At 64.8% G+C, this 16,465-nt stretch carries 18 protein-coding genes; 10 read left to right on the forward strand and 8 right to left on the reverse strand.

Features of this window, described 5'->3' with window-relative positions; translation table 11 throughout:
• The first annotated feature begins 145 nt into the window (after positions 1 to 145).
• The 5 genes from CIT39_RS13820 (at position 146) to CIT39_RS13840 (ending at position 3,005) form a co-directional block, all read left to right on the forward strand.
• Complete coding sequence (locus tag CIT39_RS13820) at positions 146 to 526, forward strand: nuclear transport factor 2 family protein (RefSeq protein WP_094974799.1); 381 nt, start codon at positions 146 to 148, stop codon at positions 524 to 526.
• Positions 527 to 926: 400 nt separating this feature from the next.
• Entirely contained in the window at positions 927 to 1,394 is a 468-nt protein-coding gene (locus CIT39_RS13825) for a tellurite resistance TerB family protein (protein ID WP_094974798.1), read from the forward strand.
• Positions 1,395 to 1,396: 2 nt separating this feature from the next.
• Positions 1,397 to 1,750, forward strand: coding sequence for a hypothetical protein (locus tag CIT39_RS13830; RefSeq protein ID WP_094974797.1), 354 nt, complete (start codon positions 1,397 to 1,399; stop codon positions 1,748 to 1,750).
• A 6-nt stretch (positions 1,751 to 1,756) separates the two neighbouring features.
• Entirely contained in the window at positions 1,757 to 2,395 is a 639-nt protein-coding gene (locus CIT39_RS13835) for a TerC family protein (RefSeq protein ID WP_094974796.1), read from the forward strand.
• Positions 2,396 to 2,426: 31 nt separating this feature from the next.
• Complete coding sequence (locus tag CIT39_RS13840; RefSeq protein WP_094974795.1) at positions 2,427 to 3,005, forward strand: TIGR00645 family protein; 579 nt, start codon at positions 2,427 to 2,429, stop codon at positions 3,003 to 3,005.
• Between the two features lie 93 nt (positions 3,006 to 3,098).
• Here the strand turns inward: CIT39_RS13840 and CIT39_RS13845 are convergent, their stop codons facing one another.
• From CIT39_RS13845 to CIT39_RS13865, 5 genes are read right to left on the reverse strand one after another with little or no spacing between them, the layout of a single operon-like run.
• Entirely contained in the window at positions 3,099 to 4,376 is a 1,278-nt protein-coding gene (locus CIT39_RS13845; protein WP_244607577.1) for an MFS transporter, read from the reverse strand.
• Positions 4,377 to 4,416: 40 nt separating this feature from the next.
• Positions 4,417 to 4,860, reverse strand: coding sequence for a cupin domain-containing protein (locus CIT39_RS13850; protein WP_035701455.1), 444 nt, complete (start codon positions 4,858 to 4,860; stop codon positions 4,417 to 4,419).
• A 23-nt stretch (positions 4,861 to 4,883) separates the two neighbouring features.
• On the reverse strand, positions 4,884 to 5,684 hold the full coding sequence (locus CIT39_RS13855) for an alpha/beta fold hydrolase (RefSeq protein WP_094974794.1): 801 nt from the start codon (positions 5,682 to 5,684) through the stop codon (positions 4,884 to 4,886).
• Positions 5,685 to 5,738: 54 nt separating this feature from the next.
• Positions 5,739 to 6,332, reverse strand: a complete 594-nt coding sequence (locus tag CIT39_RS13860) for an NAD(P)H-dependent oxidoreductase (RefSeq protein WP_094974793.1) — start codon at positions 6,330 to 6,332, stop codon at positions 5,739 to 5,741.
• A complete protein-coding gene (locus tag CIT39_RS13865) occupies positions 6,305 to 7,537 on the reverse strand; it encodes an acyl-CoA dehydrogenase family protein (RefSeq protein WP_094975098.1) in 1,233 nt (410 codons plus the stop codon). The genes CIT39_RS13860 and CIT39_RS13865 overlap by 28 nt, the downstream gene beginning before the upstream one ends.
• 440 nt (positions 7,538 to 7,977) lie before the next feature.
• Between CIT39_RS13865 and CIT39_RS13870 the strand changes: the two genes are divergently transcribed.
• Positions 7,978 to 8,691, forward strand: coding sequence for a LuxR C-terminal-related transcriptional regulator (locus CIT39_RS13870; RefSeq protein ID WP_162308494.1), 714 nt, complete (start codon positions 7,978 to 7,980; stop codon positions 8,689 to 8,691).
• Positions 8,692 to 8,843: 152 nt separating this feature from the next.
• Positions 8,844 to 9,107, forward strand: a complete 264-nt coding sequence (locus CIT39_RS13875) for a hypothetical protein (RefSeq protein ID WP_094974791.1) — start codon at positions 8,844 to 8,846, stop codon at positions 9,105 to 9,107.
• A 33-nt stretch (positions 9,108 to 9,140) separates the two neighbouring features.
• On the opposite strand, the gene CIT39_RS13880 is transcribed toward CIT39_RS13875, so the two are convergent.
• Both CIT39_RS13880 and CIT39_RS13885 read right to left on the reverse strand, forming a co-directional pair.
• Complete coding sequence (locus CIT39_RS13880) at positions 9,141 to 9,722, reverse strand: DUF1349 domain-containing protein (protein WP_094974790.1); 582 nt, start codon at positions 9,720 to 9,722, stop codon at positions 9,141 to 9,143.
• A gap of 875 nt (positions 9,723 to 10,597) precedes the next feature.
• Positions 10,598 to 11,494, reverse strand: coding sequence for an alpha/beta hydrolase family protein (locus tag CIT39_RS13885; RefSeq protein WP_094974789.1), 897 nt, complete (start codon positions 11,492 to 11,494; stop codon positions 10,598 to 10,600).
• 179 nt (positions 11,495 to 11,673) lie between these two features.
• On the opposite strand from CIT39_RS13885, the gene CIT39_RS13890 reads away from it, so the two are divergent.
• The 3 genes from CIT39_RS13890 to CIT39_RS13900 are packed head-to-tail and all read left to right on the forward strand — an operon-like array spanning position 11,674 to position 15,194.
• Complete coding sequence (locus CIT39_RS13890) at positions 11,674 to 13,062, forward strand: class II 3-deoxy-7-phosphoheptulonate synthase (RefSeq protein ID WP_094974788.1); 1,389 nt, start codon at positions 11,674 to 11,676, stop codon at positions 13,060 to 13,062.
• A 4-nt stretch (positions 13,063 to 13,066) separates the two neighbouring features.
• Positions 13,067 to 13,420, forward strand: a complete 354-nt coding sequence (locus CIT39_RS13895; RefSeq protein ID WP_094974787.1) for a diacylglycerol kinase — start codon at positions 13,067 to 13,069, stop codon at positions 13,418 to 13,420.
• A 16-nt stretch (positions 13,421 to 13,436) separates the two neighbouring features.
• Positions 13,437 to 15,194: an NAD+ synthase gene (locus tag CIT39_RS13900; RefSeq protein WP_094974786.1), complete on the forward strand. Its 1,758-nt coding sequence runs from the start codon at positions 13,437 to 13,439 to the stop codon at positions 15,192 to 15,194.
• 22 nt (positions 15,195 to 15,216) lie between these two features.
• Here the strand turns inward: CIT39_RS13900 and CIT39_RS13905 are convergent, their stop codons facing one another.
• On the reverse strand, positions 15,217 to 16,404 hold the full coding sequence (locus tag CIT39_RS13905) for a DUF2865 domain-containing protein (protein ID WP_094974785.1): 1,188 nt from the start codon (positions 16,402 to 16,404) through the stop codon (positions 15,217 to 15,219).
• Positions 16,405 to 16,465 lie beyond the last annotated feature (61 nt).

The raw sequence follows: 16,465 nt of genomic DNA on the forward strand, positions 1-16,465 counted from the left end.
ATTTGGCGAATTCCAGATTGCGGCAGCCGTCAATCTGCACCCGGATCGTGGTTTTGGCCCGTTAGTGGTTGTTAGACGTTGCGAGAGTGCCTTGTCTGCGGCCGTCCGCGCGCCGATCTGTGAGACGAGAAACGGGAGAGGCGAAATGGATGATCAAGTGACACTGGCAGCGCTCAGGCGCCATTGGGACGCCTCGGATGCGAACGATTTCGAAGCCGAGCACGATATCTATCGCGAGGACGCCGTGCTCGACTATCCGCAGTCGGGTGAGCGGATCCGCGGCCGCAGCAACATCCGGGAAAGCCGGACGGTGCAGCCGAACAAGAAGCGCTTCACGGTTCGGCGGATCATCGGCGGCGGTGATCTCTGGGTAAGCGAGTTCGCGCTGAGCTATGACGGGGTGCCGTCCTATGTCGTCAGCATCATGGAATTCCGCGACGGCCTCGTGGCACACGAAACGCAATATTTCGGCGACCGGTTCGACCCCGGACCGTCCCGTGCGCATCTCGTCGAGCGGGTGGGATAGGTTGGGCGGCAGGGCAATCGCATATGGCGGGCACGATGCGGCGGCATTGACCGTCGGCTGCCTCTCCCGCAGGCGGAGCAAGCCCACGGTCCTCGTGAAATCCATATGTGCCTGGTTGGCACACCATTGCGTAACCAAGCCCGGCAACATGGAACCGATGCGGCGGCTGGTCGCAGTCATCTCGCCTTGATTCCGACAGACCCACCTTTATCTCTGACACGAACAAGAATCCGGGCCCCTCTGGCGAGGACGCCGACCTGGTCGGCAAACCTCGCGATGTCGGATGACCTGTCCCGCGCGAATGCGATGGATTGGCCGATTGTCGGGCCTCGTTCGTTCTCTCCGACCATTCGTCCCCATCGCAGCTCCGTGCGGTCATTTCGCAAACTGAGGAGCAACGATGACTGACGCCAAGCATTCAAATCCCATCGAGATCACGGAACCGTCCAGCCTGAACGAGCAGGCTGCCGCCGCGCTGGTGATCGTGGGCGCGCTGGTCGCGGTTGCCGACCGGCGCGTCTCGCCGGTCGAGCGCGACGAGGTGGTCCGCTTCGTCAGGGACCGCAAGCTGGCGCCGCACATTCCGGAGGAACGGCTCTATGCCATGTTCGACGAACTCGCCGAACGGCTCGAAGAGCCGGATTTCGCCAATGTCGTGATCGACACGCTGCGGCCGGTTTCGAACCTGCCGCTGTCGTCCCATCTGATCGAGCTGTCGGAGCGCGTTGCTGCGGCGGACGAGGACGTCCATCCCCATGAAGTGCAGGCGATCAAATTGTTGCGCCTGCTGACGCTGGTGCTGCCGCGCGCGAAGCAGGTCAACCCGCGTAAGGAGCGCATCGAACAGCCGTTGGCTGAAGAGGAGTAGGCATGAGCGCAGCATCGAACGAGCGTCGCAATGAGGCCGCAGGTTCCGCCGGCGAGATGGCCGGCGGTGACCCGCGCCTGGACCAACTCGTCGACCGGCTGCCGCCACGCATGGGTGACACGGTCACCTATCTGCTCAAACCATCGAACCGCTGGGTCAGAATTCCCTCGGGCGCGCTGCTCGTTGCCGGCGGCGTGCTTTCCTTCCTGCCGATTCTCGGCGTCTGGATGCTGCCGCTCGGCCTCGCGCTGCTTGCCGAGGACGTGCCTGCGCTGCGTTCGTCGCGTTCGAAGGTCCTGGATTGGGTCGAGCGGAAGAAGCCGCATTGGCTCGATCCGTCCACGCCAAAAAAATGATCGAACATGTTTGAATTCATCACGCCCGAAGCACTCACTGCGCTGCTTCAAGTCGTCCTGATCGACCTCGTACTCGCCGGCGACAATGCCGTCGTCATCGGCCTCGCCGCGGCGGGACTGCCGGCCGAGCAGCGCCGCCGCGCCATCATCGTCGGCATCGCCGCCGCCACCGTGCTGCGTATCGTCTTTGCCGGCGTGGCGACCCAGCTCCTGCAGGTGATCGGCCTGTTGCTCGCCGGCGGCGTGCTGCTGCTCTGGGTGTGCTGGAAGATGTGGCGCGAGCTGCGCGAGCAGGCCGCGCACTCGAAGGAACTCGCATTCGGCCATGGCGGCGGCGCGGCGGCTGCGCCGGCGCAGCGAAAGTCCTTCGGCCAGGCGGCGGTGCAGATCATCGCGGCCGACGTCTCGATGTCGCTCGACAACGTGCTCGCGGTCGCCGGTGCCGCGCGCGAACATCCCTACATTCTCGCCTTCGGCCTGTTGCTGTCGGTTGCAATGATGGGCGTCGCCGCGGACCTGCTCGGCCGCGTGCTCCAGAAGCAGCGCTGGATCGCCTATGTCGGCCTCGCCATCATCATTTACGTCGCCTTCGAGATGATCTATCGGGGCTCGCTCGAGCTCGCACCCGTCATCGCGAGTCTCTGAGGCGATAATTTTCGGCAATCCGGAGTAATTCATGACGTCCGAACCCAAAGCACCTTCGGCGCAGGTCGTGCCGCCGCGTCTCGGCCTGTTCGCCCAGCTCATCTTCGGATCGCGCTGGCTGCAGTTCCCGCTCTACATCGGCCTGATCGTCGCGCAGGCCGTCTACGTGCTGCTGTTCCTGAAGGAGCTCTGGCATCTGGTCCTGCACTCCTTCGACGCCAGCGAGCAGCAGATCATGCTGGTCGTGCTCGGGCTGATCGACGTCGTCATGATCTCCAACCTCCTGATCATGGTGATTGTCGGCGGCTACGAGACCTTCGTCTCCCGGCTGAACCTGACCGGCCACCCCGACGAGCCGGAATGGCTCAGCCACGTCAATGCCAGCGTGCTCAAGATCAAGCTCGCGATGGCGATCATCGGCATCTCCTCGATCTCGCTGCTCAGGACCTTCATCGAGGCCGGCAATCTCGGCACCACGCGCAGCAATTTCACCGAGACCGGCGTGATGTGGCAGGTGCTGATCCATCTGACCTTCATCATCTCGGCGGTCGGCATCGCCTGGGTCGACCGCCTCAGCGAGAGCGGTCATCGCAAGGAAGCCGGCCACTGACTGAGGGGGCGACCCTCTGACGGGAGGTGCCGACGTCCGTTCTGGTTTCTGCCCGGGAGCTCGCGGGGTACGGTCCCGTCCGCTCCAGGCTAATCATTCGGCTGGACTGCCGACGACCGCTCCCTGCCTGACGTCCTCGCGGGCGAGGATCAGCAGGAGGCCGACGATGATCAACTCGACCACCGCGAAGGCGACGAAAGCCCCGGTGAAGGCACCGGAAGAGGCGTTGATGATGACCCCCATCATCCAGGGCGCCACGAAAGCCGAGAAGATTCCGAACACCTCCGCATAGCCGATCGCCGCCGGTGCGAGCGCGTCGGAGTATTTTTCGCTGAGTAGTGCGAAGATCGCGCCACCGCCAAGCAGAGCGACGCCGCTGAGGGCTGCGAACAGCACCAGCATCCCGAACGGCATCGGCGTGACGACGCTCCAGAGGAACATCAGGGCGGTCAGGAAGGCGAGCCCTGCGGTGAGCTTGATCATGAACGGCTTGCCGAGCCGGTCGGACATGTAGCCGCCGATCACCAGGAACAGGACCTGCGACAGCCCCATCACGGTGCCGATCACGGCGCCGGCTTCCGGCGGCATGTGCTGCACGGTGATAAAGGCGGGCACCACCCAGGTCGCCGTGCCGGCGATGGCGAAGGTGCAGGCCACGATGCCGAAGCCACCGACCGCGATCCATTTCGAGCGGAAGATTTCGCCAAGCGGCAGGTGCTCCTGAGGCGTCTCGTTCCCCCAGGTGAAATCGGCGATGCCGATCTCGCGCGGGCTGTTGCGGACGACGAGCGCGTCGATCGCCGCGACGATCAGGGTGCCGACCGCCAGCACCGCGAAGAAGGTCCGCCATCCGGTCGCGATGGTCAGGGGAATGCCGAGTGCGAAATCCAGGGTGATGGCAAGGCTGTAGGCCGCAAGGATGATGCCGACCACCGAGCCGCGCCGGCTCTGCGGAAACCAGCCGAAGATCAGCTTCATGTTGCCGATGAAAATGCCGGCGTCGAAGAAGCCGATCACGAGCCGCAGCAGAACGAGCTGGGTGTAGGTTTGGACGAACACCTGCAGCACCATCCCGAGACCGGTGCCGGCAAGCCCAACCAGCAGCATGTTGCGCGCCGTCATGGAGCGGCTCACTGGCGACCACACCACCATGCCGACGCCATAGGTCAGTGCGAAGATGCCCTGCGCCAGGCCGGCCTCGGCGGGATTGAGTTTCAGGCTCTCGGAGACGAAAGGCAGCACGGCGGCGAAGGCATACCAGTCGGCCGCGAGGAATATCTCGCAAAAGATGGCGAGCGCCAGCATGCCCTTTTGCCAGACAGCAATCCGCCGGCGGTCGCTCTCGGAAATGGTGGTCCAGTTGGTCGTCATGATCAATCCTTGCGGTTTGAGCTTCGGTGGAAGACGAGCATCAAGCCGGGGGCGGCAGGAAATTGACCTCGTGCTCGGCGGCACGCCGAACGACCTCCTGCGGATCGGGCAGGTTGTGGATGCGCTCGAACAGCTCCTTGAGCGATCGCGTCGGGGCAACCCAGAACAGGCTGGTCGCGGTTTCGCCGGACTTGTTGAAGATGCCGTGGGGAATGCCTTTGGGCATGCGCACGAGGTCCCCGGCGGTCGCCACCAGGTCCTTGCCGTCGAGCCAGAGATCGTAGCGGCCGCTCAGCACGTAGACGAACTCGTCCTGGGTCGGATGAACGTGCGGCGGCACGAAGGTGCCGTCGGGGAAAACGGCATGCCAGGCCATCGACGCTTCGGAGTGTTGCTTGAGCGTGTAGGTCTGGCCCAGAATGTTCCAGACGATGTTCCCAAAACCGTCCTTGGCAGGGGTTACGCCCGGCGGCATCTCGATCATGGTGGTGTCCTCTGTTGTCTGAGCTACTCGGCAAGAAAATCGGTGACGTGGTGCGCAGCGGAGGGCGTTTCCTCGAACACAAGATGTCCGGTATCCGGCACCAGCGTCACGCGCGCATCGGGCAGCCCCGCCTTCCAGGCTTCGGCTTGCGCCGTTGGTCGCAGGCGATCCGCGGCGCCCCACAAGACCAGCGTCGGCATCGTGATCCGGTGTAGCCAGTGCGCGAGCTTCGGATTTCCTTGTGGATCGTTGCGGATCAGCTTGGCGAAGCCGGTCACTTCGCGTCCGAGGCGGGCATCGAATGCAGGATCCGGCGACCTGGGAAAGTAACGGAGCGCGTTTGAAGGATCGTTCGCGAGATAGGCCGGCAAATCCTGTGGCGCGATTTCGAACAGGCCGGGGGCCGGCGCGCTCGCAACCACAAGGCCGGCGGGCGCGACCAGCACCAGCTTGCGGACGCGATGCGGCTGGCGGATGGCGAACTCGGCGGCGAGCCACCCGCCGAGCGAAAACCCGGCCAGATCGAACTTCGCCAGTCCCAGCCTGTCGAGCAAGTCCGTGGTCTGCAGGACATGATCCTCGATCGTATCGATCCAGACCGCATCGCCGGAATCGCCGAAACCGGCCTGATAAGGAATGATGACGGTGTGCCGCTTCGCCCAATCGCGCGCCATCTCAAAGCCGGTAAACGTGCCGGTACCGTGCAGAAACACCAGTGGAGGGCCGCTTCCGATGGTGTGAACGACGGTGCGCACGTCGTTGATAACGTATTCCGCGCGAGCAAAGCCGGTGAGGTCGGGCAAGGGTTTGGTGGTCTCAAGCATGATGGATGTCTCCGGTTGAAGGCAGCCTGTCTGGGCACCGCAGCGGAAGAGGGATCATGCGGCGTTGGCCCGGCGGTCGCCGACGAGCGCTGCGAATTGTTCCACGGCGTTGGCGAGGCGAGCGGCGATCATCGGCGCCAGGGGGCCGCCCGACGCCAGTTCGTCGCTGCTTGCATAGATCGCGGTCGACACCGTGCAGGCCTCGAAGAACCCGAACAACGGACGCAGCTGATGCTCGACTACCAGCGAGTGGCGCAGCCCGCCGCCGACCGCTGTCAGCAGCACCGGGCGATTGCGCAGCACGCCGGGCTTGATCAGGTCAAAGACATGTTTGAACAGGCCGGGATACGAGCCCTGGAACACCGGGCAGCCGATCACCAGGCCATCGGCATGCTCGATTGCCTCGACGAGATCGCGCGCGCGGTCGTCGAGCCCGTTGCGGGTAAACGCGGCGATGCCCTGGCCGGCATCGACGAGGTCGAGGATGTCGGTCTTGAGCGCGTGATGGGTCAGGAGATCGGCCGCAACGGCTTCAACGAGCACGCGCGATCTTGCCGGCCGCCAGCTGTTGCCGCAGAAGCCAACGATGCGGGATCCGTTCACGCCGACCTCCTGCGCGCTCAGCCAGTCACCCCGAACACTGTCCATTGCGCGTCCGGCCCGGGAAGGCCGAGCAGCGCACGACCGCATTCCTCGACGATCTGGTCGGCCATCAGGATGTGCTGGGTACCCGAGTGGATGTCGCGATAGAAGCGCTGCATCGGCGTGTTGTGCAGCGAGGCGCCCCGGGCTGCACGGTGCGCGAAGGTCGAGACGTCGGACAGGACGTCGTGGATGTGGCGCAGCGACAGCTTGATCATTGTCATTTGCGCCAGCGACGGGCTTTCGCCGTCGGCGCAGGTCTCGGAGACCTCCTTCCAGGTTTCGTGCACCAGCGCACGTGCCGCGCGAAAACGAGCCTCGGCCTGCGCGAATTGGAACTTGAAGCTGGCGCTCTCGCACGACTTGCCGAAGGGATCCTGGCGCGGGACGATGACCTTCACGAGTTCGTCGAGCATGCGGCGGCCGACTCCGACTGCCCAGCTCGAGTGCGACCAGGCGCTATAGCCAGCGAGCCCCAGCGCGCCCTGCACCCCGCCGCGACGCGGCGCTCCGATGTCGAAATCGTAGGTCATGTGTGTCGGCACGAACAGCTCGTCGCCCTCGCTGAGCGTGTAGTCGAAGCTTCCGGTGGCGCGCAGGCCGAGCACGTCCCAATTGCCCATCAGCTTGATGGTCGCCCGCGGATGGTGGGTGACGACGATCTTGGGCTGTCCGTTGGGACCGAACACCATGTCCTTGCCGGAGGCGTCGGTGACGAAGCAGCCGGAGTGGACCCATTCGGCATGCTGGATGCCGCTGCCATAGGCCCAGTTGCCGCGGATCATGTAGCCGCCGTCGACCGGACGGGCGAAGCCCCGCGGGACTCCGTTGCCGGCGATGGTGATGTCGGCGCCTTTTGCGAAGACCTTCTTGATGCCCTCGTCCTCGACATAGATGGCGAGCGTCGTGCCTTCCATGTTGTTGCCGATCGCACACCATCCGGCGGATGCATGCGTATAGGCAAGGCGCTCGATCACGGTCATGGCGTCGTATGGCAGAAGCTCTGCGCCACCGACCTCGCGGGGGAACAGCATCGTGTAGATGCCGGCCTTGCGAAGCGCGGCGACGACGTCGTCGGTGAGATAGCCCTGCGCCTCGGCCTCGGCGGCGCGGGACTCGACCAGTGGCAGTACGGCGTCGAGGCGCGCGTGGAACTCGGCCACTGATGGCGTCGTGGAAGGCCTGGCGGCGCGTTGCATGGAAAGGCTCATGATCGGTATCTCCACGTCAGGCTGTTGCTCCGCCGCGATCGGCGGCGAAGATCGGGACCGCGGGAACCTCGTCCGTCGGCAAAGCTCTGCCGTCGCGCGCCAAGGTCGTTGGCGCGCGGGTGAGCAGGCAGCTCGCGATGGTGACGTGGCCCGTCGGAACCGCGTGATGTCGTCGCGCGGTCACGATGGGCAAATCTAGGGATGAAGCGGGCAGACCGGCAATCCCCCATCATGGGGGGATCGCCGTTGCTGCTGTGCCGTAAAGCTGAGCCGGAGAAGCACGGTTCTGCCGCTTCTTTCCGCTTGACCGGAGAACGGGCGAAGAAGAAGTTTTAAGCCTATAACAAAACGAAATGGCGCACGTCGTGCGAGGAGTGGCGGTGAGGGCCGAGCAGGAGCAGTTTGACCGTCTGCCTGAGGGCCAGCTGGCGGATCGTTTGATGTCCATCGCCGAGAGCCGTTCGGTGCGTGCACTGGGCGCGGCCTGTTGCTCGGCAATCACCGAGCTTACGGGATCGCCGACCGTCGGCCTCTACCTGCTCGACGGCCCGGAGCCCGCCCTGGTCTACAGCCGCCACGTCGCCGATGGCCTGCTTGACAATTACAAGGCCGGCTTCTGGAAGCACGACCCTGTGCTCGACTGCATCATGACCCGCGGCTGCGCGGTCGACGGCGAAACCGTGATCGGCCCGCAGCAATGGCGGCACAGCCCGAGCTTCGAGATGCTGCATGAATGGGGCTTCGCCTACAATATGGGTGGGCCGCTGTGGTGCGGCCGGAAGATCATCGGCGTGCTCTTCACTGCGACGACGGAGACGGGCGCGCCCTATACGCCGCGGGCACGATTGCGCATGCAGATGCTATGCCGGGCCGGCTCGCTAGCGCTGACCAACATGATGGATACGGGCGAGCTGCAAGCCGGTCGTAGCCCGGGCCGTCAACCCGAGACGGCCGGGATGCTCTCGGCATCGCTGCCGCCGCGCTCGGCGGATGTCGCCATCCGGGTTTGCCGTGGCCAGACCAACAAGGAGATTGCCCGCGAAATGGGGATTTCCGACCAGACCGTGAAGGAGCACGTCGCGAATCTATGCCGGCGCTTCGGCGTGCACAACCGGACCGAACTTGCGGCCTGCCTTCTCAGCGCGCGGCAGTGAAGCCGCCGGTCACAGCGTGCGTTCGGCGGGGTCGTTAAAATTGTCTGCAATCCGTCCAGCAGCGGCAAACCGTGCGGACGAGAAGCACTGCGCTTTAAACCAGAGCTTTGGAACTGATCTGCATTCTGCCTGCAACAGGGCAGGGCATCAGCATGTCAATTCTCAGGGAGATCGTCGCTGCGGTCGCGGGAGTCTACGCGCTCCTGCTCGCCTGCGACGCATTGTTCGGGGTCGGCGAGCCGCGCTTCGACGACGTATATTACCGCGCCAGCTTCTACGCGCCGCGGCCGAAGGAATTCCGCTTCGCGGGTGACACGCCGCCGGCGGTGCGCGTCAGCGACGCCTTCGCGCAGTTCTCGGCGGGCGAGGTCAAGCCGAACAAGCGTTACTCGGCGCTGACGACCATTATCCGGTAGGGCCGAGGCATAAATCGGCGTCCGCCCGTCCGGTTATTGCAAATCGTGAAGCTCCTTACCGAGCGGCGGCGTCAGCCGAAAATCTGAAAATGCGACCGCGAGTCCGGATCGCTCCGGTGTGCAGGCCATAGGTCCAACAAGATAGGAAGAATTCGCTGCGAACGGCGCAAGCCGCATGAGAGGCCATATCTTGCCATCGCTCGAAGACTGCAAGCGAAGAACGCCGTGCGCAATCGTAATGCGCAACCGGAAGTCACTGGCGTCGTGCTGATAGGGTGCCGTCGCCCAGTCCGATCGCCCGTCGGTCAGGACGCTCGATAGCATCGCGCGCCCATCCGCAAACTCGATCCCGGCCTTGAGCCAGCAACGTTCGTCCACACGCACCATGACGCCCGCTTGATCGTAGAGCGCTTTGAAATCACCCCGGACGCGGAGTTCGGCCGTGAATGCGTCCCCGACCGGAAAACCAAGAAAGTGCCCGCTGTCGCGGATGAAACCGTAGTGGGTTTCGCGCCAAAAGTCGGTGGCATGGTCCGTAACCACTTCGAGGAAGTTGTCCTTTTCAGACCATTGTTTCGGTTCGTTCAACCAAGTGCCGTTGGACCTGCCAAACATCCTTGATGCTCCATCTGAAGGCGGGACACGCGGTCCAACAACCAACTACGCGGAAAGTTTTGTGCCGAGCACAAAAAGGCAGGTTTCAGGCGCAATGCGACCTCGCGCACGCCTTTCAGCGTTTCCACGGAAACGTCCGGGCCGGGCACGATAGCTACAAGACCTTGTGTTGCCCGATAGGCAAAACACGCGAGGGATGGGGCAACCCTCATCACCGAAAATATTCCACTTTACCGAAATTCGGGAACGGCGTATGTGTTGCGGCATCCCGGCCCAACGAAGAGGGGCGTATCGCGATCGTCACGAACGCGGGCCGGGCGGCGGTGGACGCAGGTGACATCGGCGCCAAGGATTTCGCAGGGCGGGCAACCGTGAGCAAGGCGCCTCGCGCACACGACCGGTGTGATCGGCGTACGGCAAAATCGTGTGGTCCTGGCGCCCGGGGTCTGTGCGCCAAGTCTTGCGGTGATGTGTGTTGCTCAACCGGGCACGCGCATCAGTCATCCACAAGGCGACGGGGGCAATAGTGCAACGCTCCCCGGGGAGAGCGCGACATAAGCTGTAAACCCACTGCGCAGGGAAGGCCGGATGTTCGGCTTCACCTGTATGCCGCTGTGCAGCTTCTTGTAGCGCAACCTTCGCACAGTGGACCGTGGGTGCCCGGCCGGCACCCGGTCTTCCCTGCGCCCTCGTTCAATCGAGGGTGAAGCGATGAAGCAAAACTCGGGCGAGATGCGCCGCGAGGATGATTAGCCGTGTCTGCAACGGAGCTGCCGCTCGAGAAGTGGCACCGTCACGATGAGCGATTTCCGGATTGCTCGCTACTCCCGCCATCGTGCAGCAATGATGAACGTCGAGGCGCATCGTGATGTGTCTCAGTCCCCCTGGACCCATTCGGCGACGCCGCGCCACAGCGTGTCGCGGTGCTCGGGGCGGAAGAAGCCGAAATGGCCGATTGCCTTGGCGCCGACGTCGGACGGCTTGACGTCGAGCACCTCCGGCTTGATCGCGGTGAACCCGCTGGCGAGCAGCTCGACCGCCGGCCGCGTCGCCCAGGGATCGTCCGAGAAGCACAGCGCCCGCAGCTCGCCCTTGAACCTTGGAAAATTCTCCAGCGCCGGCAGCTTGGAATCGAACAGGTAGCGCGGGCTCGAGACCCACTCGGCCCATTGCAGGAAGACACCCTTGGGCAAATCCTCGCCGACGCCGGTCCAGCCCGGGGCGTAGCCGAGCGTGTGAACGAGCGGTACGCCGATGAGGTTCATGAAGGCGAAGACGCGGTATTTCTCCGGCGAGGTCATCAGCCGCCAGGTCGCGGCCTGCGAGGCTACGAAGGCGGCGCGCGATATTTCGCTGTTGTTGGCGATCAGCCCGAGCGCCTGGCCGCCGAAGGAATGGCCGACATAGGCAAGCGGCAGGGTGTTGTACCGCTCGCGCATCCAGCTGACCGCGGCGGTGACGTCGAGCGCGGCCCAATCCGACATCGAGGCCTTGAAGCCGACCAGCGATTTCGGCCGGTTGTAGCCGACCATCGCCGGCAGCCGGGAATCGCCGATGCCGCGGTAGTCGTAGGTCAGCACCGCGCAGCCGCGATGGGCGAGGTAGGAGGCAAAGCCGCGATAGATTTTTCGCGGGACGGCGGTCGCCGAATTGATCAGGACGGCATGGCGCTTGGTGCCGCGCGGCAGGAACAGGGTGCCGGTCAGGGCATACCCGTCGGTCGCCGGGAAGTTGATCTCGTCGATGAAAACGTCGTCCGGTGCCGCGTCCATGGGCGCAAGGTATCCCGCCAGTTGCCTCGCCCGCCCAGCAGATGCGAATTTGGCTTTCCTCGCAAGGGTTTGCAGTTCGAGGCGGATTTACAACTGGCGATGTCGTGCCAGCCTGTGTATAAGGCGGCCCTCGCAACCCCTAGATCAGGTTGTGCTTTTTGCTTCACGGAGAGATTGCGATGTCCGAGCGGTGGACGCCCGAGTCCTGGCGCAGCAAGCCGGTGCTACAGGTGCCCGATTATCCCGACGCCAAGGCCCTGGCCGACGTCGAGACGCAGCTTGCGACCTTTCCGCCGCTGGTGTTCGCGGGCGAGGCGCGCAACCTGAAGAAGGCGCTGGGGCGCGTTGCGGCGGGCGAAGCGTTCCTGCTGCAGGGCGGCGATTGCGCCGAGAGCTTCGCCGAGCACGGCGCCAACAACATCCGCGATTTTTTCCGCGTGCTGCTGCAGATGGCGGTGGTGCTGACCTATGCCGGCGCGGTGCCGGTGGTGAAGGTCGGGCGCGTTGCCGGCCAGTTCGCCAAGCCGCGATCGTCGCCGACCGAGAAGCTCAATGGCATCGAGCTGCCGAGCTATCGCGGCGACATCGTCAACGACATCGCCTTCACCAGGGAAGCGCGCATTCCCGATCCGCAGCGCCAGCTGATGGCCTATCGCCAGTCGGCCGCGACGCTGAACCTGCTGCGCGCCTTCGCCACCGGCGGCTACGCCAATCTCGGCAGCGTGCATCAATGGATGCTCGGCTTCCTCAAGGATAGTCCGCAGTCTCGCCGCTACAAGGAGCTGGCCGACCGCATCTCGGACGCGCTCAACTTCATGCGCGCCTGCGGCCTGGATCTCGAGGCCCATCCCGAGCTGCGTGCCACCGATTTCTACACCAGCCACGAGGCGCTGCTGCTCGGCTACGAGCAGGCCCTGACCCGCGTCGATTCCACCACCGGCGACTGGTACGCGACCTCGGGTCACATGATCTGGATTGGCGACCGCACCCGCCAGCTCGATCACGGCCATATCGAATATTTCCGCGGCATCAAGAACCCGATCGGGCTGAAATGCGGCCCGTCGCTCAAGCCCGACGAACTGTTGAAGCTGATCGACGTGCTCAACCCCGACAACGAGCCGGGCCGGCTGACGCTGATCGGCCGCTTCGGCTCCGACAAGGTCGGCGAGCATCTGCCGAACATGATCCGCGCCGTGAAGCGCGAGGGCAAGGTGGTGGTCTGGTCCTGCGATCCCATGCACGGCAACACCATCACCTCGACCTCGGGCTACAAGACGCGGCCGTTCGACCGCATCCTGTCCGAGGTGAAGTCGTTCTTCACGATCCATGCCGCCGAAGGCACCCATGCCGGCGGCGTGCATCTGGAGATGACCGGGCAGGACGTCACCGAATGTATCGGCGGCGCACGCGCGATCACCGACGAGCACCTCAACGACCGCTATCACACCGTCTGCGATCCCCGCCTCAATGCCGAGCAATCCATCGACATGGCTTTCCTGATTGCGGAGCTGCTCAAGCAGGAACGCGCGGGCAAGGCCACGCCGATGCCGGCGGCAGCGGGGCTCTAGGATCTTGCTGCGGATCTGGAAGGCCACGATCAATTCCCGTAACGGTCTGGCCTTTGCGTTCCGATCGGAGCAGGCTGTCCGCGAGGAAATTTTTGCGCTCCTGCTGTCGCTGCCGCTGGCCTGGCTGGTCGGCGCGACCGCGATGCGCGCGGTCGAACTGGTCTGTTCGGTTGCGTTCGTGCTGACCGTCGAGCTGCTCAACACCGCGATCGAGAAGCTCGCCGACCGGCTGACCATGGATCACGACAAGCAGATCGGCCGGGTCAAGGACATGGGCTCGGCGGCGGTCGGCGTCGCGCTGCTGATGGCAGGCGCGTTCTGGATCATCGCCATCATCGAGCGACTGGGATTCATCTGATCGGAGCGCGGCGGCCATGACCGAACGTCTCAAAGCATTCGTGGTCACGCTCGCCCAGCTCAATCCTGTTATGGGCGACATCGAGGGTAACGCCGTCAAGGCGCGCGATGCGCGCGCGCGTGCCATAGCCGACGGCGCCGATCTCGTGCTGTTTCCGGAACTGTTCATCGCCGGCTATCCGCCGGAAGACCTGGTGCAGAAGCCGGCCTTCCAGGCGGCCTGCCGCGCCGCGATCGAGGCACTGGCGCGCGAGACCGCCGGTGGCGGGCCGGCCATGCTGATCGGCACGCCCTGGGCCGAGGACGGCAAGCTCTACAATGCCTGCGCGCTGCTCGATGGCGGGCGCATCGCCGCACTTCGCTTCAAATGCAATCTGCCGAACTACGGCGTGTTCGACGAGAAGCGGTTGTTTTCGCGCGGCCCTGCGGCGGGCCCCGTGACCGTGCGCGGCGTACGCATCGGCGTCCCCATCTGCGAGGATATCTGGCTGGAAGAGTCCGGGGACTACGAGAACGTCATCGAGACGCTGGCCGAGACCGGCGCCGAGATCATCCTGGTGCCGAACGGCTCGCCTTACTCCCGCGACAAGAACGATGTGCGCCTGTCGGTCGCGGTCGCCCGCGTCACCGAGAGCGGGCTGCCGCTGGTCTATCTCAACCAGGTCGGCGGCCAGGACGAACTGGTGTTCGACGGCGCGTCGTTCGCGCTCAACGGCGATCTCTCGCTCGCAGCGCAACTGCCGTCCTTCGAAGAGAGCATCGTCACGCTGCGCTTCACGCGAAACGGCGACGACTGGCGTTGCGCGGGACCGATCGCGGAGCAGGTCGAGGGTGACAAGGCCGATTATGCCGCCTGCGTGCTGGGGCTGCGCGACTACGTCGTCAAGAACGGTTTTCCCGGCGTGCTGCTCGGCATTTCCGGCGGCATCGATTCAGCGCTGTGTGCGGCGATCGCGGTCGATGCGCTCGGCGCCGATCAGGTGCATGGCGTGATGCTGCCGTATCGCTACACCGCAGCACACTCGATCGCCGATGCGGGCGAACTCGCCGGCCATCTCGGCATTCGCTACGAGGTGCTGCCGATCGCGGAGGCCGTGACCGGGTTCGAGACCATCCTCTCGGGCCTGTTCAAGAACCTGCCGCCCGACATCACCGAGGAAAACCTCCAGGCCCGCAGCCGCGGCACGCTCTTGATGGCGATCTCCAACAAGACCGGGTTGATGGTGGTGACGACCGGCAACAAGTCGGAAATGTCGGTGGGCTACGCCACGCTCTACGGCGACATGAACGGCGGCTTCAACCCGATCAAGGACATCTACAAGACACAGGTGTTCCGGCTGGCGGCCTTGCGCAACGGCTGGAAGCCCGATGGCGCGCTCGGGCCTGCCGGCGAAGTGATCCCGCCCGACATCATCACGCGGCCGCCGAGCGCGGAATTGCGCGAGAACCAGCGTGATGAGGACTCGCTGCCGCCTTATGACGTGCTCGACGCGATCCTGAAGCGTCTGATCGAGCGCGAAGAGCCGCTCGATCAGATCATCGCCGCCGGTTTCGATCGCGACACCGTCGCCCGGATCGACCATCTGCTCAACGTCGCCGAATACAAGCGCCGCCAGGCTGCCCCCGGCGTGAAGGTAACGCCGAGAAATTTCGGCCGCGACCGCCGCTATCCCATCACCAACCGCTTCCGCGACAAGGGCGAGGGGCTGCCGACGGCGGACGAGACGCTGGTCTCGCGCGGCAGCAAGGCGTCGATCGACGCATTCGAGGGGTGAGGGCGGCAGCTAGCCGCCGCACCTATTTCTGCTGCTGCGGCAGGAAGGTGGGGCCGACCGAGCGGATCGGCTTGTTATCGGAGCTCGCAGCCGCGCCGGTATCCACCGGCGGCGCCGCAGCTGGTGCAGCCGCCGTGGTCGGCGGGGGAGCTGCGCCCTTTTTGGCGTTCGCAGGCGTGCCCTTGTTGAGCCGCTGCTGCTGCATTTTCTTGGCGCTTTCCTCGGTGACGATGATGTCGCCCTGCTGCTCGGCGGTCGCCTTGTCGTCAGCGGATTTCAGCGCGTCCGCCCAGGTCTGGCCGGCGGCCTTGCAGGAGCACGACGGGTTGAACTCGCTGCGGAATTTGAAAGCGGTCGGCAGCGCCGTGTAGGGCTGGCCGCTGATCGAGACCGCCGAATTCATGTCCTCGCCGGGATTGCGATGGGTGTAGAGCACGGCTTCCGCGGCCGGGCACAGCGCCTTGCAGGTCTTCTCGTCGTCGGAGAAGCGCGCCGGCACCGTGGCAAACGAGATCGGGAAATAGGCGCCGTCGCAAGTGCGCACGCACACGGTGCGGAAAGTGCCGGATTGCGGCCCGAGATCGGAGGGCGGCGCACCTTGCGGATTGCCCGCGTTGTTGCCGCCGAACAGATTGCTGAGGAAGTTGCCGCCGCCTTGGCCTTGCGCGGCGTTGGCGTATTGCGGGCCGCAATTGTTCTGCGCCAGCGCCACCAGCACCGAGCGGCGCTGACTGTCGCGCTCCGGGCTGTAGCCGCCGCCACTGCCGCCGCGCAGGCGTTCGAGATTGCCGGTGATCTGGTCCAGATTGGCGCGCATCTGCTGGATCTGGGTGTTGACCGGGCCGCATTGGGCCGACTGGCCGTTGAACAGCGAGAAGAAGCCGGAGGAATCGCAGCCCATGCGCTTGGCCTGCATGGTGACACGGTCGAGCTCGGCCTGCTGCCTGGCCTGGGAGTCCTGGTAACGGCGGATCTGCTCCTCACGCGCGGGGTCGCCACCGCCGCCGCGGTCGAGCGCCGCGAGCTGGCCTTCCAGCCGCACGCACATCGGATTGGGCCCAAGTCCGTTTTGCCCCGGCTGAGGCGGCGGTCCGGGCGGCCCGGCCTGCGCGAAAGCGCCGGTGACGAGCACGGCCGTGCTCAAGAGCACGGTGCAGGCAAGGACGAAGCGGGCACGGGAGAGGGATAGGAATTCAGGCATATCCGCCATTCTAGCGAGGTCACGGCCCAAGGTGATGTTCCACGTGACTTGGAAGGGCCGAAGCGCGCCC

Origin of the sequence: Bradyrhizobium symbiodeficiens (assembly GCF_002266465.3) — a bacterium.
Lineage (GTDB): Bacteria > Pseudomonadota > Alphaproteobacteria > Rhizobiales > Xanthobacteraceae > Bradyrhizobium > Bradyrhizobium symbiodeficiens.

Coding starts and splice junctions, on each gene's coding strand:
- CIT39_RS13820 (WP_094974799.1), top strand. CDS start 146: ATGGATGATCAAGTGACACTGGCAGCGCTCAGGCGCCATTGGGACGCC.
- CIT39_RS13825 (WP_094974798.1), top strand. CDS start 927: ATGACTGACGCCAAGCATTCAAATCCCATCGAGATCACGGAACCGTCC.
- CIT39_RS13830 (WP_094974797.1), top strand. CDS start 1,397: ATGAGCGCAGCATCGAACGAGCGTCGCAATGAGGCCGCAGGTTCCGCC.
- CIT39_RS13835 (WP_094974796.1), top strand. CDS start 1,757: ATGTTTGAATTCATCACGCCCGAAGCACTCACTGCGCTGCTTCAAGTC.
- CIT39_RS13840 (WP_094974795.1), top strand. CDS start 2,427: ATGACGTCCGAACCCAAAGCACCTTCGGCGCAGGTCGTGCCGCCGCGT.
- CIT39_RS13845 (WP_244607577.1), bottom strand. CDS start 4,376: ATGACGACCAACTGGACCACCATTTCCGAGAGCGACCGCCGGCGGATT.
- CIT39_RS13850 (WP_035701455.1), bottom strand. CDS start 4,860: ATGATCGAGATGCCGCCGGGCGTAACCCCTGCCAAGGACGGTTTTGGG.
- CIT39_RS13855 (WP_094974794.1), bottom strand. CDS start 5,684: ATGCTTGAGACCACCAAACCCTTGCCCGACCTCACCGGCTTTGCTCGC.
- CIT39_RS13860 (WP_094974793.1), bottom strand. CDS start 6,332: ATGGACAGTGTTCGGGGTGACTGGCTGAGCGCGCAGGAGGTCGGCGTG.
- CIT39_RS13865 (WP_094975098.1), bottom strand. CDS start 7,537: ATGAGCCTTTCCATGCAACGCGCCGCCAGGCCTTCCACGACGCCATCA.
- CIT39_RS13870 (WP_162308494.1), top strand. CDS start 7,978: ATGTCCATCGCCGAGAGCCGTTCGGTGCGTGCACTGGGCGCGGCCTGT.
- CIT39_RS13875 (WP_094974791.1), top strand. CDS start 8,844: ATGTCAATTCTCAGGGAGATCGTCGCTGCGGTCGCGGGAGTCTACGCG.
- CIT39_RS13880 (WP_094974790.1), bottom strand. CDS start 9,722: ATGTTTGGCAGGTCCAACGGCACTTGGTTGAACGAACCGAAACAATGG.
- CIT39_RS13885 (WP_094974789.1), bottom strand. CDS start 11,494: ATGGACGCGGCACCGGACGACGTTTTCATCGACGAGATCAACTTCCCG.
- CIT39_RS13890 (WP_094974788.1), top strand. CDS start 11,674: ATGTCCGAGCGGTGGACGCCCGAGTCCTGGCGCAGCAAGCCGGTGCTA.
- CIT39_RS13900 (WP_094974786.1), top strand. CDS start 13,437: ATGACCGAACGTCTCAAAGCATTCGTGGTCACGCTCGCCCAGCTCAAT.
- CIT39_RS13905 (WP_094974785.1), bottom strand. CDS start 16,404: ATGGCGGATATGCCTGAATTCCTATCCCTCTCCCGTGCCCGCTTCGTC.